The following is a 23879-nucleotide window of genomic DNA, read 5'->3' as shown; positions in this document are numbered from 1 at the left end:
CATGTGGCTGGCGGCGCTGCTGGTGCTGATCTCCTTTGCCTATTCGGTAGCGACAATCAACTATGCAGCCTGGGGCGCCGAGCTGGGCCATGACGCCGATAGCCGTACCCGCCTGGTGGCCAGCCGCGAGGGCTTCGGCCTGCTCGGGGTGGTGCTGGCGGCGGCGCTGCCGGCCGTGCTGGCGGCTGAAATGAGCACAGGCCTCGGTCGGGTCGGCTGGCTGTTCGTGCCCTTGGTGGCGATCGCGGCCCTGTTGAGTCTGGTCGGGGTACCGGCCGGACTGCGCCGGGCCGCCGGTTCGGAACTGCCCTGGCCAGCCTTGCGCGGGGCGCTGCGCGACCGGGCTTTTGCGGCGCTGCTGGGCGTTTTTGCGCTGAATGGCATCGCCGCGGCGATACCCGCATCAACGGTGCTGTTCTTCGTTGCCGACGTGGTTCGGCGCAGCGATCTGTCCGGCGCTTTTTTGGGCGTCTATTTTCTCGCTGGCGCGGCTGGCCTGCCCTTGTGGGTGATGCTGGCGCGGCGCATCGGCAAGCTCAGGGCGTGGCTGGCCGGCATGGGGCTGGCCGTGGCCGTGTTTGCCTGGGCCGGTTTCATCGGACCCGGCGATGCGCTGGCCTTCGGTGCGATCTGCGTGTTGTCCGGGCTGGCGCTGGGGGCCGATCTGGCCCTGCCGCCGGCGCTCCTTGCCGACCTGCTGGCGAAGAACGCGGGGCCGGGCGCCGGGGCCTGCTTTGGCTGGTGGACCTTTGTCACCAAGGCCAATCTGGCACTGGCGGCGGGCTTGTCGCTGCCGCTGCTGGGCTGGCTGGGGTATGCGCCGGGTGCCCGCGAGGCCGCTGCGCTGGCGGGGCTGTCGGCGGTGTATGCGCTGTTGCCACTCATCTTGAAGTTGTTTGCCGCCGCGGCCCTGTGGGCTTTGCGGGGGCGGATCGAAACGGAGGTATCACCATGAGCAAGATCGCAGTGGCGCTGGCCGGTTTGTTGACCCTGGCCGGTTGTGCGTCGGTGGAGGTGTCGGACTATGCCGCCGAGAAGCCCGAGCTCGACCTGAGCCGCTACTTCAACGGCACCCTCGACGCCGACGGCATGTTCCAGGATCGTTCCGGCAAGGTCGTGAAGCGCTTTCACGTAGTCATCGAGGCCAGCTGGAAGGGGCCGGTGGGCACGCTGGACGAGCGCTTCACGTATTCCGACGGCAGTACCCAGCGCCGGGTCTGGACGGTGACCAAGCTGGATGCCAACCATTACAGCGGCCGTGCCGACGACGTGGTCGGCGAGGCCAGCGGCGAAGCGCGCGGCAATGCACTACGCTGGAAGTATGTGATGGCCCTGCCGGTGGACGGCAAGGTGTACAACGTGGACTTCGACGACTGGATGTTCCTGATGGACGACCGGGTGATGCTCAACCGTTCGGTGATGAGCAAGTTCGGCTTCCGCCTCGGCGAAGTCTCCCTGAGCTTTCGCAAGCGCGAGTGAGCATGGGCATGGGCTGGTTCGACTCCCTGAATACCCCGATCACCGACTGGCATGGCCGGCGGGTGTGGATCGTCGGTGCATCCAGCGGCATTGGCGCGGCGCTGGCCGTCGAGCTTGACGCGCGGGGCGCGCGGCTGGCCCTGTCGGCGCGCAATGCGGCGGCCCTGCGGGATCTGGCGGCGACCTTCCGGGACGCCATCGTGCTGCCCCTCGACGTCACCGACGCGGGCGCCTTCACGCCGGCCATGATGCAGATTCTCGATGCCTGGGGCGGGCTCGACCTGATCATCCTGAATGCCGGCACCTACACGCCGCTGCGCGCCTGGGACCTGACCACCGATACCGCCCGCCAGACGGTGCATACCAATTTGCTCGGGGTGATGGACGGGGTGGCCGCGGTGGTGCCCCAGCTGATTCTGCAGGGGCACGGGGCGATTGCCATCGTCGGCAGCGTGGCCGGCTACCGGGGCCTGCCCAAGGCGCTGGCCTACGGGCCGAGCAAGGCGGCGCTGATCAACTTTGCCGAAACCCTGTACCTCGACCTGGCGCCGAAGGGCGTGTCGGTCTTTATCATCAACCCGGGCTTCGTCGCCACCGCCCTGACCGCCCAGAACGATTTCGAGATGCCGGCCCTGATTTCCGCCGAGAACGCCGCCGCGCGCATCGTCCGCGGTTTTGCCGGGGGGGCTTTCGAGATCCATTTTCCGCAGCGTTTCACGCGTGTCCTCAAGCTGCTGCGCTTGTTGCCGGACCGGGTGTATTTCAAGCTGATTGCCCGGGGCACCGGCCTGTGAGCGGCGCGCAGCACGCTGCCGGGCTGGCGCGGGTGGTCGCGTTCTACGAAACCCTGTCGCCGCAAAGCCTGGCCTGCATCGGCGAGGTGTATGCCCCCGATGCCCGCTTCAAGGACCCGTTCAACGAGGTGCAGGGGCTGGCCGCCATCGAAAACGTTTTTCGCCACATGTATCGGCAGGTGCACGAGCCGCGCTTCAGTGTGACGTCATCCATGGGGGAGGGCGCCGAGGCCTGGCTGGCGTGGGAGTTCCGCTTTCGTTTCCAGGGTTGGCGGGAGTCGGAGGTTCAGCTCGTGCGCGGCGCCACGCATTTGCGCCTGGCGCCGGACGGGCGGGTGACGGAACACCGGGACTACTGGGATACCGGCGAGGAACTGTTCGCCCGTCTGCCGCTGCTGGGGGGGCTGATGCGCTTTTTGCGCCGTCGTCTGGGGGCGTCGTAGCGGGGCTGGCGCGGGCGATCTGTTTCCCGTATGTGACAAATTGATTCGCGAGCCCCGGATGTGATGATGTTTAACTTTGTCTTTTGTCGCGGCCACTAGAATCAAGCCGTATGTCGCACAGGAGATAAAAAAATGACAATGCACGCCCACGGTGATTTTGCCTTTCATCCCTACGCCATGCCGCGGCGTGGTGCCGAACCCAAATGGGACGGCTGGTACGATCTGATGAAGAACGGCAGCCCCGTGCGTACCTTTGTCCGCGTTCCGTCCCGTGAAGGTTTCGACGACCCCGACATGGCCTGCCAGGCCGCCGAAATCCTCGCCGAATGGGATATCGACGGCGGCCACGGCCTCGCTGCACGTTAACTCATCGGCAGTTTTCGCGTTTTTCCAGCAGCATCCTCAGGCGCTTCACCTCTTCAGCCAGCCGGCGATTTTCCCGAACGTGCCGCCGGCGCAGGCGGGTAAGCAGCAAGGCCAGCAGGCCCGGCTCGTCCGCCAAAGTAATCCACGCCAGCGCGCAATCCCGTTCCGCCGTCAGGCGCGTCCAGCCGGTTTCCTCCACGCGCAGGCAACTGCCCGCCTCGAGGCGCTGGCGCGTCACGTGCATTTCCTCTCCCAGCCAGCGGGGTGCGCTTTCCTGCCATACGCTCCCGTCCTGCACCAGGATCAGTGTGCCGGCAAGGGCATGCTGTAGCTGCGTCTCTCCGGCCTTGAGGCGGAGGCGGGTTTCAGTGTTCCGGGTGGTGTTTTCCATGGTGGAGGGCTCCGCAGTGACGATGGCTCCAGCCTAAGGCGCCGTCCGATCGGGCAACAGGCACAGCGTCGGGCTTTCTGTATCGCTGCAGTGAGGGTTTTTGGTTGCTGTTATGGTCTGCTTTGCGCCAATCTGTACCTGTGGCGATGGCCTGGCATTGGGGATCATGGCGCAATGGACAGCGTAATCATGGAAGACCTTCTCTACCTGCGTGTCGCCGGCCATTACCGGCGGGCGATTCGCTCCGGCGTGCTGGCGCCGGGCGAGCGCCTGCCTTCGGTGCGGGCCCTGATGCGCTTGCACCAGGTGAGCCTGTCCACCGCGCTGCAGGCCTGCCGCAGCCTGGAGGACGAGGGCCTGCTCGAAGCCCGCCCGCGTTCCGGCTATTTCGTGCTCAAGCCCCGGCGCGTGGCGCTGCAGGCGGTGAGCGAGCCGGAGCCCGGTGCGGCGGCCATGGCGCCCGACCCGGCGCCCTATAGCGGCATTCACGACCGGGTTTCGGATTTTGTTGCCAAGTGCGAGCGCTACCCGGTGGTCACCAACCTGGCGCTGGCGTTTGGCGCCCCCGAGGCCTATCCCCAGGAAGCCCTCAAGAACGCCGCCTTGCGCGCCCTGCGCCGGCACCCCGAGGTGCTGGTGAGCCCGGTGCCGCCGCAGGGCGATCCGGGGTTCCGGGCCGTGCTGGCGCGGCGGGCGATGGCGGCAGGGATGAGCCCGACGGCTGACGAAATCCTGGTTACCCACGGCTGTACCGAGGCGATCAACCTGGCCTTGCGGGCGGTGGCCCAGCCCGGCGACGTCATCGCGGTGGAGTCTCCGACCTATTTCGGCCTGCTGCAGGTCATCGAAAGCCTTGGCCTGCGCACCCTCGAAATTCCCACCAGCCCGAGCCGCGGCATGTCGGTGGAGGCGCTCGAGCTGGCCTTTCAGACCCACGCGCGGATCAAGGCGGTGGTGGTGGTGCCCAACTTCCAGAATCCGCTGGGCTGCGTGATGCCCGACGCCGAGAAGGCACGCCTGGTTGCGCTGTGCGAGGGCCATCAGGTGGCGCTGGTGGAGGACGACATCTACGGTGCCCTCAGCGACGACGATCTGCCGCTGAAAAGCTGCAAGGCCTGGGACCGCAGCGGCAACGTGATCCACTGCGGCTCGCTGCACAAGACCCTGGCGCCGGGCATGCGCGTCGGCTGGATGATCGGCGGCCGCTGGCAGGCCCGCATCCGCATGCTCAAGCATGCCCAGAGCCGGCCCAACGATGCGCTGGCGCAGATCGCCATCGCCGAGTTCATGGGCAGCAGCGCCTACGACCGCCACCTGGTGCGCCTGCGCCGTCAGTTGAAGGCCCAGCGGGAACGCACGGCCGAGGCCATTGCGGCGCATTTTCCGGCTGGCACGCGCCTCAACATGCCCACCGGGGGCATGCTGTTGTGGGTGGAGATGCCGGGGCGGCGTTCGTCCAGCGAAGTCTTCAACACCGCGTTGCAGGAGGGCATCCGGGTGGCGCCGGGAATGATGTTCTCCAACGCCGGGCGCTTCGATCACTGCCTGCGCATCAGTTGTGGCGCGCCCTTTTCGGAACGCATCGAGACGGCCTTGACGCGGCTGGCGCAAATTGTCGCGGCGGGGCTGGATTGAGGCGCAGGGAACGAAGGGCGGCGCCCGCAATCGACTGTAAACGTGGTGCCTTGTCGGGCACGGCAAAACGGGGAGGTACGGCGATGGATGGATTTTTACTGCGCAGGGTCCGCTGGGCGGCCGCCCTGGGCGCACTGGCCCTGCCGCTGTCGGCGAGCGCCTGGGAGCTGGCCGGAACGAAGACGATCTCCCTCCACAGCCAGGACGGTCAGGCCATACCGATCGGTACCGTCACCTTTCGCCCCGAGGGGCGGCGGACGGCCTTTGTCATCTCCCTCGATCATGCCCGCTTCAAGGACTTCTTCCTGTCCATGAAGGAGTTCAAGTGCCTGGAGGGGCGCGAGGTGATGTGCCACGTGCCCTATCCCCACCGTCATCCGGCCTCGGTGACCGTCGATGATCTGGCCTGGCTGGAGCATTCGCTGCTCTTCCTGCACAAGTCGCAGGCCGAGTTCGGCGCGAAATTGTGGAACGGCCTGTATTACCGGATGGCGATCACTGAGGCCGGAATCGTCGGCACCGCCCAGGCGGTGGACCTCAACCTGATCGGCGCGCCGCCTGCCGACTCGACCATTCCGCCCTATCCGCCCGCCGACCGCAGCGACATCGACCCGGCCAGCCGCTGGCTGGGCAGGCTGACGATTCGCTGATCCGCCTCAGATCACCAGCTGGGTGCCCATCTCGACCACCCGGTTGTTCGGAATCTTGAAGAAGTCGGTGGCGCTGGTGGCGTTTTTCGACATGATCGAGAACAGCCGCGCCCGCCACGGGTTGATGTTGCGCCCGACCACGCCGGGGATCACCGTTTCACGGGACACGAAGAAGGTGGTTTCCATCATGTCGAAGGGCTCGCCGAAGCGCCGGCAGGTTTCGAGGGCCTGGGGAATGTCCGGGTCTTCCATGAAGCCGTAGCGGATGATGATGCGCAAAAAGCCCTTGTCCATGCGGTGCAGGTAGATGCGGTCGAATTCATTGACGTGGGGTGTGTCGGTGGTTTCGACGGTCACCAGCGCAACGCGTTCGTGCAGGACCTGGTTGTGCTTGAGGTTGTGGAGCAGGGCCGCCGGCACGCCTTCCTTGGCGCTGGTCATGAAGACGGCGGTGCCGCTCACCCGATGCACATCGTCGCAGAGGGTCCTGAGAAAGGCCTGCATCGGAATGCCCTGCTTGGCCAGCTCCCGGCGCACCAGCCGGCGGCCGCGGCGCCAGGTGGTGAGCACGGTGAACGAGACCAGCGCCATGGCGATCGGGAACCAGCCGCCTTCGGGGATTTTCAGCGCGTTGGCGGCGAAGAAGGCGATGTCCACCGCCAGGAAGGCACCGGCGACGAGGACAACCTTGAGCCAATGCCAGCGCCACAGCAGGACCATCACGAAGGCCACCAGGACGGTGTCGATGAGCATCGTGCCGGTGACGGCGATGCCGTAGGCGGCCGCCAGGTTTGACGAATTCTTGAAGCCGATCACCAGCGCCACGACGGCCAGGTAGAGCGTCCAGTTGGTGAAGGGCACGTAGATCTGGCCCTGCTCCTTGCCGGAGGTGTGGACGATCAGCATGCGCGGCAGAAAGCCCATCTGCACCGCCTGCCGGGCCACCGAGAAGGCGCCCGAGATGACCGCCTGGGAGGCGATGACGGTGGCCAGCGTGGCGAGAATCACCATCGGCACCATCGCCCAGTGGGGGCCGAGGTGAAAGAAGGGGCTCTCGATGGCGCCGGGTTCGTTGAGGAGCAGGGCGCCCTGGCCGAAGTAGTTGAGCACCAGCGCCGGCATCACGAAGCCGAACCAGGCGAGGCGGATCGGGTAGCGCCCGAAGTGCCCCATGTCGGTGTACAGCGCCTCGCCGCCGGTGACGGCCAGCACCACCGAGCCGAGGGCCAGGAAGGCCAGCCCGGTATGGTTGCCGATGAAGTGGATCGCGTAGAGCGGGCTGAGGGCCGCCAGCACTTCCGGGTGACGGGCGATTTCCATGACACCGAGTACCCCGAGCACGCCGAACCAGCCGACCATCACCGGCCCGAAAAACAGCCCGACGACGCCGGTGCCGCGCTTCTGGATGAAGAACAGGACGGTCAGGATGGCCAGCGTGATGGGGATGACGAAGCGCTTGAAGTCGGGGGAGATGATCTGTAGGCCTTCGACCGCCGACAGGACGGAAATGGCCGGGGTGATCATGCTGTCGCCGTAGAACAGCGCGGCGGCAAAAATGCCGAGCAGCGAAATGGCCCAGGTGACGACCCGGTTGCGCGAGTTTTCGGTGATGAGCGACAGCAGCGCCAGCGAGCCGCCCTCGCCGCGGTTGTCGGCACGCATGATCACGCTCACATACTTGAGGGTGACCAGCGCCATGATCGACCAGAAGATCATCGACAGGATGCCGAGGATGTTGTCCGGGGTGACGGGAATGGGGTGGTGCCCGTTGAAGATTTCCTTCAGGGCATACAGGGGGCTGGTGCCAATGTCGCCGAAGACGACGCCGATGGCGGCCACCACCACCGGGGCAAGGGTTTTGCGGGAATGCTCGCTGGACACGGGCTTGTTCTTTCGTGGTTATTGGGGGCGACGGGGCGCAGTCTGCCCTGACTTTTGCATTGCAACACGCGTAGCGCTGATTGTCCGCATTTGAGCCTGAGTCTTCTTGACCTGCCGCAACCGGGCTGTCGGGGCGCTACACTGCGGCCCGTCAGTGTGCGTTGTCGATGCGGATAGGCACGAGAGTCCGGGTCCGGCGCCAACATTTCGTTATTTCAGGGAGTCATATTGTGGTGAGTGTGGAGCGGTTGGGGCGCGGCCTGATGGTGGGCGTGTCGGGCCTGATGGTGTCAGGCGTGGCCCTGGCGAGTGGGGGCGGGAGCCCGATGGTGGCCGGTATCCCGGTGGATTTCATCCTGTTTGCCCTCACCCTTCTGGGCGTGGCGCTGTTTCATGACCACACGCTCAAGGTCGGCCTGATCGGGCTGGTCACAATCTCCGTCTACAAAATCCTGTTCACCGGCTTCCATACGGGCGCCGGGGTGGCCGGTCTGGCGGGGCACTTTGCCCATGAGTGGGTGACCCTCGCCAACCTCTTTCTGCTGCTGATGGGCTTTGCGCTGCTGGCCCGCCACTTCGAGAAGACGCGCATCCCGGTCGTGCTGCCCAGGTATTTGCCGGCCGACTGGCGGGGCGGTTTCCTGTTGCTGGTGATGGTTTTCGTGATTTCCGCCTTCCTCGACAATATCGCGGCGGCGCTGATCGGCGGGGCGATGGCGCACTCCCTGTTCCGGGCCAGGGTGCATGTCGGTTATCTGGCCGCCATCGTTGCCGCCTCCAATGCCGGCGGCTCCGGCAGCGTGGTGGGCGACACGACGACCACGATGATGTGGATCGCCGGGGTCAGCCCGCTGGCGGTGGTCGAGGCTTTTGTCGGTGCGGCGGTGGCGCTGGTGATCTTCGGGATTCCGGCGGCGCGGGTACAGCAGAAGTACTCACCGATTCTCAAGCACACCCACGAGCACACCCACGTGGACCTGCCGCGGATCGGCATCGTGGCCCTGATCCTGGCCGCTGCGGTGGCGATGAACGTGGTGGTGAATGTGTATTTCACCGACAAGGCCGACAGCTTCCCCTTCCTCGGCGTGGCCGTGTGGGCGGCGATCCTGCTCACCGTCGGCATCCGCCGGCCCGACTGGGAGGTGCTCCCCGAAACCTTCATGGGCACCCTCTTCCTGTTGTCCCTGGTGAGCTGCGCCTCGATGATGCCGGTGGAAACCCTGCCGCAGGCCTCGTGGCCGACCGCGCTGGGCCTGGGTTTCGTGTCGGCGGTGTTCGACAATATCCCGCTGACTGCGCTGGCCCTCAAGCAGGGCGGTTACGACTGGGGCTTTCTGGCCTATGCGGTCGGTTTTGGCGGCTCGATGCTGTGGTTCGGCTCGTCGGCCGGGGTGGCGCTGGCCAGCATGTACCCGGAGGCGCGCTCGGTGGGCAACTGGCTGCGTCACGGCTGGTATGTGCCGGTGGCCTACGTGGCGGGTTTCGCGGTGATGCTGGCGCTGGTAGGCTGGCATCCGACGGGGGCGCTGAAGGCGGCGGATGCGCCAGCGCCGGCGGTCGTCGCCCCGCACTGAGTGATGGAGGTGCGAAAAGAAAACGGAGCCGGTGGGCTCCGTTTTTTATTTCAGGGTTTCAGGGCCGGGTGCTTGAGAGCGTGGGCTGTTTCCATCAGGTAGTGGCGGGCCTGCTCCGGGTCCTTGGGCAGCCCGAGTTCGCCGTTGGTGTAGGCCATGGCCAGGGTCTGGACGGCTTCCGGGTGTTCGCGTTCGGCTGCTTCGGCGTAAAGACGGACGGCCTCGGCATCGTTGCGGGCCACACCGTCACCTTCCCGGTAGGCATTGGCGAGCATGAACTGGGCGGCCGGAACGCCGCCTGCCGCGGAGACCTGGAACCAGCGTGCCGCTTCGCCGGCATCGGCCCGCATGCCATAGCCGTTGCGCCAGGCGATGCCCAGGTAGTAGGCCGCGCCGACATGCCCTGCGTGGGCGGCGGCAGTGAAGTGACGCAGGGCCTGCGCGGCATCTGAGGGCGCGCCGGGGGAGCCGCTCTGATAGAACTTGCCGAGCTGGAAGTCGGCTTCCACGTCGCCGCCGTCGGCCGCCTGCCTGAGCCAGTCGAGCCCTTCCTGTACCTGTGTGCCGCGGGCAACCAGCGCCTGCCCGAGGGCCCGCCGGGCGACGGGCGAGCCGCCTTCGGCGAGGGCTTTCAGGCGGGCCAGGGCCTTGTCCTGGTGGCCGGCGCTGGCCAGCACCAGGAGTTGCAGCGGCTCGTCCGGCAGTTTGTCCGTCGGCGCGCTCCGGCTGGCCCAGGCAATACCGGCCAGCGCCAGCGTGGCGGCCAGCAAGGCCGCGCCGAGACGGGCCGGATCCTTACCTTGAAAGATCGATGGCATACAGGGCAAGGCTCTTTCCGGTGCCGTCGTCGGCCTGGAGCTGGGTGATGCCGGCAAGTCCGGCGGCCTGGGCGAGGGGCAGCTTGCCCGGGGCGGAGTGGAACACCACCGGGCCGGCAGTCGTCACTTTCGTGAATTGCCAGCTGCGGTCCGAACCGTTGGCCGCGCGGGTGACGGTCTTGATGGTCTTGATGTACTGGATCAACACGTCCCGGTTGGTGTCCGGTGAAGCGTAGATGGTCTTGCTGCCGTCGAGGCCCGGAAAGCTGCCGCCACCGCTGGCCCGGTAGTTGTTGGTGGCGACGATGAACTCCTTCGCCGGGTCGATGCTTGCGCCTTTGTACTTGAGGTTGACGATGCGGCTGCCAACCGGTTGGGTGACGTCGATTTCGTAGCGAATGTCGGGGCTGGTGAACATGTCGAAGTTGTAACCCGGGAAGCTGCCGATCAGTTCCTGCTGGGTCGTCAGTGCCGGGTTGATCTGGTTGAAGCGCTTGGCAGCGGTTTCCAGCCAGTTCCTGATGTCGGCGCCGCTGACCTTTACCGCGTAGACGGTGTTGGGGTAGAGGTAGAGGTCGGCGGCGTTGTTGATGGCCATGTTGCCCTGGGCCACGTCGGTATAGTCGCTGCCGCCGGCGAAGCCGCTCTTGAACGGGGCGCTCACCGACAGGACCGGCAGGCTGGCGTACTGGGGCAGGTTGGCGGCAACGTATTTTGCTGCGTAGTCCGCCTGGGCCTGGTTGACCAGTTCGATGGCGCCCGGATCGCCCACGTCGGCAAAGTAGCTGGACATCTCGAAGTCGGTGCTGCCGACCGGCGTCTTCACGTAGGCGATGGTGGCCTGGTGCTCGCTGGCAATGGCCGCCGCGATGGCCGGGGCGATGGCCACGTAGGTCTTGTCGGCGTTTTGTGCGGAGCGGGCCTGGACGACGGTCTTGCTCTTGTCGATGACCCAGCTCTTGCCGTCATGGGTGAGATCGAACTTGATCACGCCCAGGTGCTTGCCCCAGTAGTTGGCCATCACGGTGGGGACGCCATTCACCGTGCCGGCCGTTTTGTCGACGCCGGGCAGGTTGAACTGGGCGACGGTGCTGGTGGCGTTGGGGAAGATCTGGTGCGAGTGGCCGATCAGCATTGCATCGACGCCAGCGACCCGGGAAAGATGGTAGCTGCCGTTTTCCATGGTCGGCGAGTAAGCGCTGTCGTCGAGGCCGCCGTGGGAAATCACCACCACCAGGTCGGCGCCCTTGGCGCGCATCTCGGGAATGTACTTTTCGGCGGCTTCCTTGACACCTACGGTGTAGACCTTGCCGTCGAGCCAGCGCTTGTCCCAGCTCATGATGGCCGGCGGGGTGAAGCCGATGATGCCGATCTTGACGGTGCTGCTGACCGGCTTGCCATCGGGGTCGGTGGCGGTGACTGTTTTCGAAATGATGGAATAGGGCTGGAACAGGGGCTGTGCCGACTTCACGCTGTTCACGTTGGCGAGCACCAGCGGGAAGCTCGGACCCTTGCAGGTGGGCTGGGCGGCCGGTTCGGCCATGCCGCTCACGTCGAAGCGATTGCCGGTGACCTGGCTCAGGAAGGGCAGGCCGTAGTTGAATTCGTGGTTGCCGATACCACCGCCTTCATAGCCGGCGGCGTTCATGACCTTGTACATGGCCAGGGTCTGGTCGCAGGCCAGTGGATTGATGGTGGCCTGGTAGTCCGACAGGGCGGTGCCCTGGATGGTGTCGCCATTGTCGAGGAGGAGGGTGTTGGGGAATTCCTGGCGGGCCTGGGCGATCAGCGTGGCGGTGCGCTCGAAGCCGAGGGCCTTGTCCTCGGCGAGCTTGAAGTAATCGTAGCTCATCACGTTGGTGTGGAGATCGGTAGTCTCCAGCAGGGCCAGCGTGGTCCTGGTGCCGGCAGGCACCGCGGCGGTGTTGTCGCTGCTGCCGCAGCCGGCAAGCAGGAGGCTGGCGATCAGGCAGCTGGTGGTCAGATCGAAGCGGGAGGGGTTCATGGGGCACCAGGGGAGAAGGCGAATGTACAAGCATCACCGCCCGAGGTTGCTGCCTCGTGAAGTTCGTCTTACCAATCAGGGAAAGTGGGGTGAAGTCTGTGTGGCGGGATAGCTTGAGTGGGGGTTTTTACTTTCTTTAACTATCGATGCGCGCGCTGCATATATGCCCTTCCACTGTGCAAGAATGACGTCCTTGTTGCCGGCTGAGCCGGTTTGATGGATGGAACCCATGGGCCTGCGACTTAAATTCAACCTGGTTTTGCTGGCGGTGTTTCTCGCCGGCTTCGGCGTGGCCGGCTATATTTCCCACGAATTGCTGCACCGCCATGCCCGCGAGCAGGTGCTCGGCGAGGCGCGGCTCGTCATGGAGGCAGCCCTGGCGATCCGTGGTTACACCGTCGCCCAGGTCAAGCCCCACCTGGTTCCGCTGATGGACAAGCAGTTCCTGCCGCAGACCGTGCCGGCCTACGCGGCGACCGAAACCCTCGGCGAACTGCACAAGAAATACCCCAATTACGATTACAAGGAAGCCACCCTCAACCCGACCAATCCCCGCGACCGGGCGGCGGACTGGGAGGCGGATCTGGTCAATGCCTTCCGCAACCGGGCCGACAGCAAGGAGATCAGCGGCCAGCGCGACACGCCCACCGGCCCGTCCCTCTACATCGCCCACCCGATCCGCATCGAGTCGGCGGCCTGTTTGCCCTGTCACAGCACGCCGGACGTGGCGCCGGCGAGCATGGTCAAGATCTACGGTTCGGCCAACGGCTTTGGCTGGAAGCTCAACGAGGTGGTCGGCGCGCAGGTGGTGTCGGTGCCCATGTCGGTACCCCTCGAAAATGCCGACCAGGCCTTCCGCACTTTCATGATGTCGCTGGCGGCGGTGTTCGTGGCGGTCTTCGTTGTCCTCAACGTCATGCTGTCGTGGCTGATCATCGGCCCGGTGTCGCGCATGTCGGCGGCGGCCGACAAGGTCAGCACCGGCGATTTCGACCAGCCCGAGTTCCCCGAGAAGGGCAGCGACGAAGTCGCCGTGCTCGCCAGTTCCTTCAACCGCATGCGCCGCAGTCTCGAGAAGGCCATGCAGATGATCGATTCCTGACGCCGTGAGCAACGACGAAACCCAGCCGTATTCCCCACCCGGGGACGACCTGCTGGCGCTGCCGTCGGGGTACATGATCAACGAGTACCGCATCGAGCGGATACTCGGCGGCGGTGGCTTCGGCATTACCTATCTGGCCCACGACACGCACCTCGACTGTCGTGTGGCGATCAAGGAGTACCTGCCGCGCGATGTTTCCGTGCGCGGCAGCGACATGGCCGTGCAGTCCCGTTCGAGCGCGGCCGCCAAGGCCTTCGAGTGGGGCCTGCAGCGCTTCCTGCTGGAGTCCCGGGCACTGGCCAGCTTTCATCATCCGGGCATCGTGCGGGTGTTGCGCTACTTCCGCGCCAACGCCACCGCCTACATGGTGATGGAGTATGAAACCGGCCAGCCCCTGCAGAACTGGCTGATCGGTCGTCTGCCCCTCGACCGGGCCAGCCTGCTGCGCATCGTCCGCCCCTTGCTCGACGGGCTGGAAGTGGTGCATGCCGCCGGCTTCCTGCACCGGGACATCAAGCCCGGCAACATCTACATGCACGCCGACGGTTCGCCGGTGCTGCTGGATTTCGGTTCGGCGCGGCGCGTGGAGATGGACGGCCAGGATCAGACCATGACCGCGGTGGTCACCCCCGGCTTTGCCCCCGCCGAGCAATATCATCGCCACGGCAAGCAGGGGCCATGGACCGATCTCTACGCGCTGGCCGGCGTGATGTACTGGATGGTCACCGGCAAGTTGCCGCTGGAAGCCTTCGCCCGTTTGCGCGAGGACGGCATGCCGTCGGCGGCGAGCATCGGCAACCGGGATGTGTTCGGGGTGGGGCTGCTCAATGCCATTGACTGGGCCCTCAATCCGGATGAGGGCAAGCGCCCGCGCCAGGTGGCGGATTTTCGCCGGGCCTGTCTGGCGCCACCGACCGGTGGCGAAGGGCCGGTCGATCCGCCCGTAGAGGCCGCACTGCCGCTGGGCCTGTCGGCTTCCGAGGCGCGCACCTTCATCGGCGCCGTGCTGTTTGCCGACGTGGTCGGGGTGAGCGGCGATGCCGGCGCCCTGCAGGAAGGGCGCACGCGGCTCGTCAAGATGCTCTCCGACGCCATCGCGCCGGTGCCGCCCTCTTCCCGGCTGGCGGTGAATACCAAGGAAGGGTGCGCGGTGTGCTATGTCGGCGACCCGGAGGATGCCCTGCGCACGGCCGTCCAGCTGGGTGACGTGGCCGCCGTCGAAGGGCTCGGCGTGCACATGGGCATCAACCTCGGTGCGGTCCGCATCGCCCCCGACCCCAACGGCCGTTCGCGCATCCTCGGCGATGGCATCTCCACCGCCTTCCGGGTCATGCGTTTTTCCAACCCGGGCCAGGTGCTGGTGGCGCGGGCCTATTACGAGGTCATCCAGCATCTCAAGCGCAATGCCTCCGAGTGCTTCCAGCACCTGGGCGTGCGCCGTGATCCGCAGGCCCGTGACCACGACATTTACGCCTACAGCGGCGAAACCCTGGCGGCCAGCGCCCGGGTGGTGGACCTGTCGATCCGTCAGGCGGCCACCGGCGCCGACATCACGCCGGCGAGCATCGAGGCCGCCGAGCGCATCCTGGCCCTGCACATCGGGCCGATGGCGAAGATCCTGGTGCGCAAGACGGTGCCCCGCGCCGGCAGCCGTGCCGAGCTGTACCAGCTGCTGGCCGACCTGATCCCCGATCCGGCGCCGCGGGCCGCCTTCCTGTCCGGTGTAGTGGCCAGCTCCGGCCCGGTTTCCGCCATGTCGCAGGCGCGCACGGCATCGGTGCAGGCCGGGGCTGGCAGTGTCGCCGGCACCGGCTCGGGGGCTTCGTCAGCCCAGGTCAGCGTGATTCCCGATGAAGAGCTGGCACGCATCGAAAAACTCTTTGCCCGCCACATCGGGCCGATGGCCAGGGTGCTGGTGCGCCGCGAGTCGCGCAGCGCCAACAGCCCGGAAACCCTGTGCCGGGCCCTGGCCAGTCATATCGACAAGGATGCCGAGCGGCTGCGCTTCATGGCCGACGCCGGCTTCTGAGGGTGCGTCCGGCTCCCGCCGCGGCGTCGACCGGCGTATATTCCGTCCTCCGCCGACGGGCCTGACCCGTTCGATTCGTCCCGCTTTCCCCGCGCACACCATGCCATTACCCAGCTACAACCCCGCCGAGTACGACGCCCTGCTCGCCGGCAAAGTCGCCCGCTTCAAGGAAGATTTCGCGCCCTTCGCCGTTCCCGAGCCGGCTGTCTTTCCGTCTGCGCCGCTGCATTACCGCCTGCGCGCCGAATTCCGCATGTGGCACGACGGCGCCCGGGTCGATTACGCCATGTTCGACCCCGCCGAGCCGAAGCTGCCGATCGCCATCGATGACTTTCCGCCGGCCGCCGCGCCCATCAGCGCCGCCATGCCGCGCCTGCGCGATGCCCTGATGGCCTGCGAGGTGCTCAAGCGCAAGCTCTTCCAGGTGGATTTTCTCGCCACCCTCAGCGGCGAGTTGATGATTACCCTGATCTACCACCGCCCCCTCGAAGAAACCTGGGAAGCCGCCGCGACCGAGCTGGCCGCCACGCTCGGTGCGCAGATCATCGGGCGCAGCCGCAAGCAGAAGATCGTGGTCGGCCGTGACTGGCTGCAGGAAGAGATCGAACTCAACGGCCGGCGCCTGCGCTACAAGCAGATCGAAGGCAGCTTCAGTCAGCCCAACGGCGAGGTAAACCGCAAGATGCTCGGCTGGGCCTGCGCCCGTGCCGAGGGCATCGGCGGCGACCTGCTGGAGCTGTACTGCGGCAACGGCAACTTCACGGTGGCGCTGGCGCCGCAGTTCGGGCGGGTGCTTGCCACCGAAGTCAGCAAGCCTTCGGTGGAGGCCGCCAATTACAGCCTCGAAGCCAACGCCATCGACAACGTGACGATGGTGCGTATGTCCAGCGACGAGATCAGCGACGCTTACACCGGCGGCCGCGAATACCGGCGCATGGACGGTGTGGATCTGGCCAGCTACCACTTCACCACACTGTTTCTCGATCCGCCGCGCAGCGGCCTCGACGCGGGCACGCTGCAGCTGGCCAGCGGCTTCGAGAACATCCTGTACATCTCCTGCAACCCGCTGACGCTGCAGGCCAACGTTGCCGCGCTGCAGGCCACCCACCGTATCGCCGAGGCGGCGGTGTTCGACCAGTTTCCCTACACCCACCACCTGGAGTGCGGGCTGCTGCTGACGCGGCGCTGAGGCTTTCGCGCGCTGCACAAACAAAAGCCCCGCCGGATCTGGCGGGGCTTTTTGCTTTGGTGCAGGTTGCGGTTACTTGCCGGAATCGGTGCTGGTGGCGCTGTCGAGGCGGCGGGCTTCTTCGTCGCTGACGTACTCGAAAACACGCACCACCTTTTGCACGCCGCTGGTGGTGCGGGCGATTTCGGTGGCGGCGTCGCCTTCCTTCTGGCTGACCAGGCCGAGCAGATACACCACGCCGGCTTCGGTGACGACCTTCACGTGCTGGATGTGGAAGTCTTTCTGGTCCACGAAGCGGGCCTTGACCTTGGAACTGATGTAGCTGTCGCTGCTGCGTGCCGAGAAGGTGCTGGTGGGGGCCACGCGCAATTCATTGACCACCTCGCGGACGTTCTCGACCGTTGCGGCTACCCGTCCGGCTTCGTCACGGCTGGCTTCGTTGAAGGCCTCGCCGGTGAGCAGCAGCTTGCGGTTGAAGGAGGTGGTGTTCAGGTGCACCTTGTCGCCGAGGCGGTCGGAGATCCACTTGCTGGCCTTCCATTCGATGCCCTCGTCCTCCACGTAGGTGCCGGAGCTGCGCCGGTCTGAAACCATGGCCACGGCCATGCCGGTGCCACCGACGATTACCGGGATGCAGCCCTGGGCTGCAGACAGGGTGGCCAGCGCCAGGGCTGCCCGCAGGAGGGTGGTGCGCAGAGGGGTCATTCTTCAATTCCGAGAAAGAGGCAGTCGATGCCGTCGCACAGACAGTGCAGGGTCAGGAGGTGGACTTCCTGGATACGGGCGGTGCGGTCGGCGGGGACGCACAGGTGAATGTCGTCCGGCCCGAGCAGGTCGGTGATCTTGCCGCCGTCCTTGCCGGTGAGGGCGACAACCAGCATCTCGCGCTCGTGGGCCGTGTGGATGGCCTCGATCACGTTGGGCGAGTTGCCGCTGGTGGAAATGGCCAGCAGCACGTCGCCGGGCTGGCCGAGGGCCCGCACCTGCTTCGAGAACACCTGGGTGAAGTCGTAATCGTTGGCGATCGAGGTGAGGGTCGAGCTGTCGGTGGTCAGCGCAATGGCGGCCAGCGGCGGGCGTTCCATCTCGAAACGGTTGAGCAGTTCGGCGGAGAAGTGCTGGGCATCGGCTGCCGAGCCGCCGTTGCCACAGGCGAGAATCTTGCCGTTGGCCATCAGGCAGTGGGTCATGGCCTCGATGGCGGCGGCGATGGGTTCGGCCATGAATTCCAGTGCGGCCAGCTTGGTCTGGGCACTGTCGTTAAATTGCTGGGCGATGCGGGCGACGAGATCCATCACGAACTCCGGAAGTAGTTGCGCCGATTTTAGCATCCGTGCCGCCCGCCAAGCCGGAAGCGAGAGATCCGCTTACAAACCGATGTAAATATCCACCCGCAGGCGCTTCCAGGGGTTGGGGTCGGTGGCCATTTTGCCGATGCGCCCACCTACCGGCGTGCCCTTGTCCATCTCCCCGGCGACCTCCCGGTTGTCGGCGCGGGGCAGGTAGCCGAGCTTCTCGCCGCGCCATTCGACGCGTATCGCGAAGGGGTCGTGGGGGTTGTCCGGTTCGCGGATCAGGGCCAGGCGGTCGCCTTCGCGCATCTCGTCCCACAGGATCTTGCCGCCATAGAACTGGAAGCCGGCCAGCGGCGAGCTCTGGACGAGGATGCGCACCTGCTGGGCGAAGGCGGGCAGGGCCAGGCACAGCGCCAGGAGCGGGGCGAGGAGGGCCTTACGACGCATCGAAGGCGCCGCGAATCCATTCGACACGCTCGCTGTCGAGCCCGTCGAGGAGCACTGCGTCGAAGCGGCACGGCCGGTTGGCGTAGCGGCGGCCGGCGCTGATCAGCCAGAACTGGGCGGCCATGATGATGCGGCGCTGCTTGCTGGCGGTGATGCTGGCCGCCGCCCCGCCGAAGCGCGCATTGCTGCGCAGGCGCACCTCGACGAAGACGATGGCATCGCCGTCGCCGGCGATCAGGTCCACCTCGCCGCCGCGGCAGCGCACGTTGCGGGCGATGAGGCGCAGCCCGTGACGTTCCAGATGGGCGGCGGCCAGTGCCTCGGCGGCTTCGCCCCGTTTCAGGTGTTCGGCTTGCATCGCTGTGCCCCCGCGCCCACAATCTGCCTCCCCCGCCCTTTGCCACCAAGCCTGCCATGCATTCCGCACTCCCCGATGTATCGACCGTTTCACCACTTTCCAAGACACCGTCATTGTATGTGGTCGCCACGCCGATGGGAAACCTGCAGGACATTAGCCTGCGCGGCCTGGCGGTGCTCAAGTCGGTAGCGGCGGTGGCCTGCGAGGACACCCGGCACAGCCAGCGTCTGCTCGAAGCCTTTGGCATCAAGACAAAATTGGTGGCACTGCACGAGCACAACGAGCAGGTAGCCGTCGGGCAGGTCATCAAGATGCTCGAAGCCGGCCAGCACGTGGCGCTGATTACCGATGCCGGCACGCCGGCGGTGTCCGACCCGGGCGCCCGGGCGGTGGCGCGGGTGCAGGATGCGGGCTTCCCGGTGGTGCCGGTGCCCGGCGCCTGTGCGGCGATTGCGGCGCTGTCGGCGTCCGGGCTGGCCGACGGGCACTTCCATTTTCACGGCTTCCTGCCGGTCAAGTCGGCGGCCCGCAAGGCCATGCTCGAAACGCTGCGCAGCGTGCCCGGCACACTGGTGTTTTACGAGGCCCCGCACCGCATCGGTGAAACCCTCGACGACCTGGCCGCCACGCTGGAGCCGGTGCGCGAGATTGTCGTCGCGCGGGAAATCACCAAGATGTTCGAGCAGATCGTGCGCATGCCGATTGCCGAGGCGCCGGCCTGGCTGGCCGCCGACCCGAACCGTTCGCGCGGCGAGTTCGTGCTGCTGGTGTCGGCCGCACCGCCGACCGAAGGCCTGTCGCCCGAAACAGAGCGGGTGCTCGGCCTGCTGCTGGCCGAACTGCCGGTCAAGCAGGCTGCCAAGCTCGCCGCCGCGATCACCGGCGCATCGAAGAACGATTTGTATGAGCGGGCGCTGGCGCTGAAAGCCGCCGCCGAATAAGCCCCCCGCGTGCTGTGGGTCGGACTTCAGTCCGACACCGCCCGTTCAGCCCATGCAGTCGGACTGAAGTCCGACCCACAGGGGAGGCAGTGCTGTCGGTGTTGTGGGTCGGACTTTAGTCCGACTGCGCGGCGTCAGAGAGGGGATGTCGGACTTAAGTCCGACCCACAGAGGCATCCGACACCACCCTTTCAGCTTTCGCCGCCCTGCAGGCCGTACTTCCGGATCTTGTCGTGCAGGGTGGTTTTGGCGATGCGCAGGGCTTCGGCACTGCGGGCCAGGCTGCCGCCCTGGCGGCGCAGTTCGGCGGCGATCAGGCTGCGCTCGAAACTCACCACCGATTCGGCCAGCGAGGCCGGCGGGGCATCGCCGGTGGCGCTGCCGAGGATGTCCTTGCCCACTCCCAGCACCAGGCAGTCGGCCACGTTACGCAGCTCGCGCACGTTACCGGGCCAGGTGTGGGCCATCAGGTTGCGCATCTGCTCGGGGGGCACCACCGGCAGCGGGCGTTCGTGGCGGGCGGCGGCGAGAAGCAGGAAGTGCTCTAGCAGCAGCGGAATGTCCTCGCGCCGCTCGCGTAGCGGCGGCAGGTCGATGGTCACCACGTTGAGGCGGTAATACAGGTCGGCGCGGAAGGTGTGGCGTTCGGCGCGTTCCTTCAGGTCGTCCTTGGTGGCCGCCACCACGCGGCAATCCACCGGCTGCTGCTGGTTGGAGCCGAGGCGCTCGACGACCCTTTCCTGCAGCACCCGCAGCAGCTTGATCTGCACGCCCATCGGCATGCTTTCCAGTTCATCGAGGAACAGCGTGCCCTTGTTGGCGTATTCGATCTTGCCGATGCGGCGCTTTTGCGCCCCGGTGAAGGCGCCGGCCTCGTGGCCGAAGAGTTCGCTGTCGAGCAGGTTGTCGGGCAGGCCGCCGCAGTTGAGGGCCACCAGCGGGCCGCTCTTGCGCGGCGACAGCTCGTGCAGGCACTGGGCGATGAGTTCCTTGCCGGTGCCGGTTTCGCCGCGCACCAGCACGTCCACGCTGGTGCCGGCCACGTCCATCACCAGCTGGCGCACGCGGGCCATTTGCGGCGAGCGGCCGATGAGCTTGCTCTCGGCGCCGTCGCGTTGTTTCAGGCGGCGGCGCAGGTCGAGCACTTCGAGGGTCAGGGCGCGTTTTTCGAGGGCTCGGCGCACCACGTCCACCAGCAGCTCCGGTGAAAAGGGCTTCTGGATGAAGTCGTAGGCGCCGCCGCGCATGGCTTCGACGGCGAGGGTCACGTCACCGTGGCCGGTGATGATGATGACCGGCAGGTCGGCGTCCATGGCGCGGGCGCGGCGCAGCACTTCCATGCCGTCGGCCTTGGGCAGGCGCATGTCGGTGACGACCACGCCGGGAAAGCCGGCGTGCAGGCGCTGAAAGCCTTCTTCGGCCGAGCCGACGCCTTCAACCGGAATGTCGGCAAGCATCATGGCCTGCTCGCAGCCGAGGCGCACGTCGGGATCGTCTTCGATGATGAGGGCGCGGAGTTCCGGGTTCATGGCTTTTCTTTCGGGGCAGCGGGGAGTTGCAGGATGAAGCGGGCACCGCCTGCGGGGCGGTTCTCGGCGCGCAGGTCGCCGCCGAACTCGCGCACGATGTCGCGCGAGATGGCCAGCCCGAGGCCGAGGCCTTCGCCGGCCGGCTTGGTGGTGAAGAAGGGCTCGAAGAGCTGGCCGTTTTCAGGCAGGCCGCTGCCGCTGTCGGCAATCGACAGTTCGATGTTGCCGGCCTCGCCGGGGCCGGCTTCGATCAGCAGTTCGCGGTGTGCGGCGTCGGCCATGGCATCGGCGGCGTTGCGGATCAGGTTGATGAGCACCTGCTCCAGGCGGTTCTGGTCGCACCAGGCAATGTCGCGGCCGGCCTCGCAGCGGTTGATGACGGTGATGTCGGCCTTGGCCAGGCGCTGGTCGAGCAGGAACAGGGCGGCGCCCACCGCGTGGGCCAGATCGGCCGGGGCGGGGATGGCCGGCGACTTACGGGCGAAGGTCTTGAGCGGGGTGATGATGCGGCCCATCTGGTCGGCCAGGCGGGCGATGATGCCCAGGTTCTGCTCGACGGTGGGCAGGTTGCCGCGCTTCATGAATTCGATGGCGTTGCCCGACAGGGTGCGCATGGCGCCCAGCGGCTGGGCCAGTTCGTGGGTGATGCCGGCCGCCAGTTGGCCGAGCACGGCGAGCTTGGCGGCCTGCACCAGTTCGTCCTGCGCAGCGCGCAGGGTCTGCTCGGCCTGCAGGCGTTCGGTCACTTCCTTGCGCAGGCGGGCGTTGGTGTCGGTGAGGGCCTTGGTGCGCCGGGCAACCTTGCTTTCGAGCTGGGCGTTGGCCTGCTCAAGCAGGGTCTTGGCTTCCAGCTTCTGGCCGATGATGCGCCGGCGCTGGGCCACGACCAACAGCAGGAGCAGCACGAAACCGGTGGCGACGGAAGCCAGCGCGGCGTGGCCGAAGGCCTGGGCGCGCACCGGGCGCAGGTCGGAGAAGATCTGCAGGCGCCAGCCCAGCTCGGTGAGCGGGCGGCCATGCACCAGGTAGCTGCCGGCAATGTCCTGGCGCGAGCGGGGCGGGTGCTGGCGCAGGTTCATGTGCACGATCTGCCCCTCGGGCCCCATGGCCTCGTCGATGCGCACCGGAAAATCGCCAATCAGGCCGTCGTTGTAGAGGCGGCTCATCTTGATGTCCACCAGGGTGTCGAGGGGCAGCGGGTTGAGGGCCGTGTAGCGCCACTCGGGCACCGAGGACAGGATCACCACCCCGTTGCCGTCGGCGATCAGGGCCGGCGCGCCGAGCAGCTCCCAGGCCTTGTCGAGCTGGCCGAGGCTGATCTTGATGACCGCCACGCCGACCACCCGCTCGCCGTCGCGGATCGGATGCGACACGAAGTAGCCCGGCTCGCTGCGGGTGATGCCGATGGCGAAATGGCGGCCAACGCGTCCGGCGAGGCCGTCGAGGTAGTAACTGCGGAAGGACAGGTCCTCACCGATGAAGCTGTCGTCCGGGTGGTCCCAGTTGCTGGACGCCAGCACGATGCCGCGCTCGTCCACCACGAAGATGGCGATGCTGCCGATGTGCCCGTTGAGGCGCTGCAGGAAGCGGTTGGCCGCCAGCACGCTGGCCGCGCTGCGCGGCTTGTGCATCACGTTGAGCACTTCCTCGTTGAGCTGGATGGTGGCCGGGATGTGGGCGTAGCGATTGACGATGCCATCCACCGCGGCGGCAAACAGGTCGAGCCGGTGGCCGGCGTCGGTGCGCAGGGTCTGCATGCCCTGGTACTCGCTGGCCCGGTAGCCACCAAAGCCGATCAAGCCGATCACCAGCAGGAAGGCGGCGACGATGAAGGGATTGGGCGAGAGCTGCCGCGAGGGGGGCGTCTGTGGGGCGGAGGAGGGCTCGGACATGGCTAATGGTCGTTCAGACTGCACACATGATAGGGCTGGTCTGTCCCGGAGGGGGCCTGTGCCCTGCAAGAGGGCGTTAGTTCCCCCCGGAAGGAAGCCAGCCCTACTGTGCAGGAAACTCACTCCGCTTTGAGGGAAGTGCCGCCCCCTGTGGGTCGGACTTCAGTCCGACAACGGGTATTGTCGGATCGCCTCTGTGGGTCGGACTTCAGTCCGACAACGCACGCAGAACGGGCACTATCGGATCGCTTCTGTGGGTCGGACTTCAGTCCGACAACGCGGGCTGAGCGGGTGAAGTCGGACTGAAGTCCGACCCACAGGAGTGTCAGTGCTGCAGGATTTTGGCCAGGAACTGCCGTGCGCGCTCGGAACGCGGGGCGCCGAAGAAGGCGTCCTTGCTGTCGTCCTCGACGATCAGGCCCTTGTCCATGAAGATCACCCGGTTGGCGACCTTGCGCGCGAAGCCCATCTCGTGGGTGACGCACATCATCGTCATGCCTTCCTGGGCCAGCTCGACCATCACATCGAGCACCTCGTTGATCATCTCCGGATCAAGGGCCGAGGTCGGTTCGTCGAACAGCATGCAGATCGGGTCCATGCACAGCGCGCGGGCGATCGCCACGCGTTGCTGCTGGCCGCCGGAGAGCTGGCCGGGGAATTTCTCGGCATGGGCTTTTAGGCCGACCCGTTCGAGCAGCTTGAGGCCCTTGGCGCGCGCTTCGTCCTTCGAGCGGCCGAGGACCTTCTCCTGGGCAATCGAGAGGTTGTCGGTGATGCTCATGTGCGGGAACAGCTCGAAGTGCTGGAACACCATGCCGACCCGGCTGCGCAGCTTGGAGAGATTGGTCTTCGGGTCGCCCACCGAGATGCCATCCACGGTGATTGCGCCAGCCTGGAAAGGTTCGAGGCCATTGACGCACTTGATGAGGGTGGATTTGCCGCTGCCGGACGGGCCGCAGACGACGATCACTTCGCCCTTTTTGACCTGCGTGGTGCAGTCGGTCAGAACCTGGAAGCTGCCGTAGTGCTTGGAAACGTTGTCGATGGAGATCATGTCGGGC

23 protein-coding genes are annotated in these 23879 nt (G+C 66.3%); 12 read left to right on the top strand and 11 right to left on the bottom strand.

What is annotated here, in order from left to right; all coding sequences use genetic code 11:
• The 5 genes from ETQ85_RS16415 to ETQ85_RS16395 form a co-directional block, all read left to right on the top strand.
• The coding region (locus ETQ85_RS16415; RefSeq protein ID WP_246128790.1) for an MFS transporter at positions 1-955 on the top strand (955 nt) is incomplete at its 5' end.
• Positions 952-1479 (top strand): DUF3833 domain-containing protein, encoded by a 528-nt coding sequence (locus ETQ85_RS16410; protein WP_148580157.1) that lies wholly within the window; start codon positions 952-954, stop codon positions 1477-1479. The genes ETQ85_RS16415 and ETQ85_RS16410, both read left to right, overlap by 4 nt.
• Positions 1480-1481: 2 nt before the next feature.
• Positions 1482-2273, top strand: coding sequence for an SDR family NAD(P)-dependent oxidoreductase (locus ETQ85_RS16405; RefSeq protein WP_246128793.1), 792 nt, complete (start codon positions 1482-1484; stop codon positions 2271-2273).
• Positions 2270-2716 carry a nuclear transport factor 2 family protein gene (locus ETQ85_RS16400; RefSeq protein WP_148580156.1) on the top strand — a complete coding sequence of 149 codons (447 nt, stop codon included), beginning with the start codon at positions 2270-2272 and terminating at the stop codon, positions 2714-2716. Before ETQ85_RS16405 ends, ETQ85_RS16400 begins: the two co-directional genes overlap by 4 nt.
• Positions 2717-2848: 132 nt before the next feature.
• Positions 2849-3082 (top strand): hypothetical protein, encoded by a 234-nt coding sequence (locus ETQ85_RS16395; protein ID WP_148580155.1) that lies wholly within the window; start codon positions 2849-2851, stop codon positions 3080-3082.
• Between the two features lies 1 nt (position 3083).
• On the opposite strand, the gene ETQ85_RS16390 is transcribed toward ETQ85_RS16395, so the two are convergent.
• Positions 3084-3473, bottom strand: a complete 390-nt coding sequence (locus tag ETQ85_RS16390; RefSeq protein WP_148580154.1) for a hypothetical protein — start codon at positions 3471-3473, stop codon at positions 3084-3086.
• A 174-nt stretch (positions 3474-3647) separates the two neighbouring features.
• On the opposite strand from ETQ85_RS16390, the gene ETQ85_RS16385 reads away from it, so the two are divergent.
• Entirely contained in the window at positions 3648-5108 is a 1461-nt protein-coding gene (locus ETQ85_RS16385) for an aminotransferase-like domain-containing protein (protein WP_222862192.1), read from the top strand.
• Between the two features lie 83 nt (positions 5109-5191).
• Positions 5192-5758 (top strand): hypothetical protein, encoded by a 567-nt coding sequence (locus ETQ85_RS16380; protein ID WP_148580153.1) that lies wholly within the window; start codon positions 5192-5194, stop codon positions 5756-5758.
• A 6-nt stretch (positions 5759-5764) separates the two neighbouring features.
• Here ETQ85_RS16380 and ETQ85_RS16375 read toward each other — a convergent pair whose 3' ends face one another.
• The gene (locus ETQ85_RS16375) at positions 5765-7639 is read right to left on the bottom strand and encodes a potassium transporter Kup (RefSeq protein ID WP_148580152.1); all 1875 of its coding nucleotides are present in this window, start codon (positions 7637-7639) and stop codon (positions 5765-5767) included.
• Between the two features lie 233 nt (positions 7640-7872).
• On the opposite strand from ETQ85_RS16375, the gene ETQ85_RS16370 reads away from it, so the two are divergent.
• Positions 7873-9213 (top strand): citrate transporter, encoded by a 1341-nt coding sequence (locus ETQ85_RS16370; protein ID WP_246128789.1) that lies wholly within the window; start codon positions 7873-7875, stop codon positions 9211-9213.
• A gap of 50 nt (positions 9214-9263) precedes the next feature.
• On the opposite strand, the gene ETQ85_RS16365 is transcribed toward ETQ85_RS16370, so the two are convergent.
• Both ETQ85_RS16365 and ETQ85_RS16360 read right to left on the bottom strand, forming a co-directional pair.
• Positions 9264-10031: a tetratricopeptide repeat protein gene (locus ETQ85_RS16365; protein WP_148580151.1), complete on the bottom strand. Its 768-nt coding sequence runs from the start codon at positions 10029-10031 to the stop codon at positions 9264-9266.
• Positions 10009-12036 (bottom strand): bifunctional 2',3'-cyclic-nucleotide 2'-phosphodiesterase/3'-nucleotidase, encoded by a 2028-nt coding sequence (locus ETQ85_RS16360; protein WP_148580150.1) that lies wholly within the window; start codon positions 12034-12036, stop codon positions 10009-10011. Before ETQ85_RS16360 ends, ETQ85_RS16365 begins: the two co-directional genes overlap by 23 nt.
• A gap of 229 nt (positions 12037-12265) precedes the next feature.
• Here ETQ85_RS16360 and ETQ85_RS16355 point away from each other — a divergent pair, with 229 nt between their 5' ends.
• The 3 genes from ETQ85_RS16355 (at position 12266) to trmA (ending at position 16356) form a co-directional block, all read left to right on the top strand.
• Positions 12266-13138 carry a c-type heme family protein gene (locus ETQ85_RS16355; RefSeq protein WP_148580149.1) on the top strand — a complete coding sequence of 291 codons (873 nt, stop codon included), beginning with the start codon at positions 12266-12268 and terminating at the stop codon, positions 13136-13138.
• 4 nt (positions 13139-13142) lie between these two features.
• Complete coding sequence (locus tag ETQ85_RS16350) at positions 13143-15167, top strand: protein kinase domain-containing protein (protein WP_148580148.1); 2025 nt, start codon at positions 13143-13145, stop codon at positions 15165-15167.
• Positions 15168-15267: 100 nt separating this feature from the next.
• Positions 15268-16356 carry a tRNA (uridine(54)-C5)-methyltransferase TrmA gene (trmA, locus tag ETQ85_RS16345; RefSeq protein ID WP_148580147.1) on the top strand — a complete coding sequence of 363 codons (1089 nt, stop codon included), beginning with the start codon at positions 15268-15270 and terminating at the stop codon, positions 16354-16356.
• A 72-nt stretch (positions 16357-16428) separates the two neighbouring features.
• Here trmA and ETQ85_RS16340 read toward each other — a convergent pair whose 3' ends face one another.
• The 4 genes from ETQ85_RS16340 to ETQ85_RS16325 all read right to left on the bottom strand — a co-directional run bounded on the left by ETQ85_RS16340 (position 16429) and on the right by ETQ85_RS16325 (position 18456).
• Positions 16429-17061 carry a BON domain-containing protein gene (locus ETQ85_RS16340; RefSeq protein ID WP_148580146.1) on the bottom strand — a complete coding sequence of 211 codons (633 nt, stop codon included), beginning with the start codon at positions 17059-17061 and terminating at the stop codon, positions 16429-16431.
• Complete coding sequence (locus tag ETQ85_RS16335) at positions 17058-17651, bottom strand: phosphoheptose isomerase (protein WP_148580145.1); 594 nt, start codon at positions 17649-17651, stop codon at positions 17058-17060. Before ETQ85_RS16335 ends, ETQ85_RS16340 begins: the two co-directional genes overlap by 4 nt.
• 72 nt (positions 17652-17723) lie before the next feature.
• Positions 17724-18098, bottom strand: coding sequence for an HIRAN domain-containing protein (locus tag ETQ85_RS16330; protein ID WP_148580144.1), 375 nt, complete (start codon positions 18096-18098; stop codon positions 17724-17726).
• Entirely contained in the window at positions 18088-18456 is a 369-nt protein-coding gene (locus tag ETQ85_RS16325; protein WP_148580143.1) for a YraN family protein, read from the bottom strand. Before ETQ85_RS16325 ends, ETQ85_RS16330 begins: the two co-directional genes overlap by 11 nt.
• A 56-nt stretch (positions 18457-18512) precedes the next feature.
• Between ETQ85_RS16325 and rsmI the strand changes: the two genes are divergently transcribed.
• Positions 18513-19397: a 16S rRNA (cytidine(1402)-2'-O)-methyltransferase gene (rsmI, locus tag ETQ85_RS16320; RefSeq protein ID WP_148580142.1), complete on the top strand. Its 885-nt coding sequence runs from the start codon at positions 18513-18515 to the stop codon at positions 19395-19397.
• A 191-nt stretch (positions 19398-19588) separates the two neighbouring features.
• On the opposite strand, the gene ETQ85_RS16315 is transcribed toward rsmI, so the two are convergent.
• The 3 genes from ETQ85_RS16315 to ETQ85_RS16305 form a co-directional block, all read right to left on the bottom strand.
• On the bottom strand, positions 19589-20926 hold the full coding sequence (locus ETQ85_RS16315; RefSeq protein ID WP_148580141.1) for a sigma-54-dependent transcriptional regulator: 1338 nt from the start codon (positions 20924-20926) through the stop codon (positions 19589-19591).
• Positions 20923-22818, bottom strand: coding sequence for a sensor histidine kinase (locus ETQ85_RS16310; protein ID WP_148580140.1), 1896 nt, complete (start codon positions 22816-22818; stop codon positions 20923-20925). The genes ETQ85_RS16315 and ETQ85_RS16310 overlap by 4 nt, the downstream gene beginning before the upstream one ends.
• 325 nt (positions 22819-23143) lie before the next feature.
• Positions 23144-23872 (bottom strand): amino acid ABC transporter ATP-binding protein, encoded by a 729-nt coding sequence (locus ETQ85_RS16305; RefSeq protein ID WP_148580139.1) that lies wholly within the window; start codon positions 23870-23872, stop codon positions 23144-23146.
• Positions 23873-23879 lie beyond the last annotated feature (7 nt).

The sequence above is a fragment of the Zoogloea oleivorans genome, assembly GCF_008107625.1.
Lineage (GTDB): Bacteria > Pseudomonadota > Gammaproteobacteria > Burkholderiales > Rhodocyclaceae > Zoogloea > Zoogloea oleivorans.
This window is presented reverse-complemented; position numbering and strand designations above follow the sequence as displayed.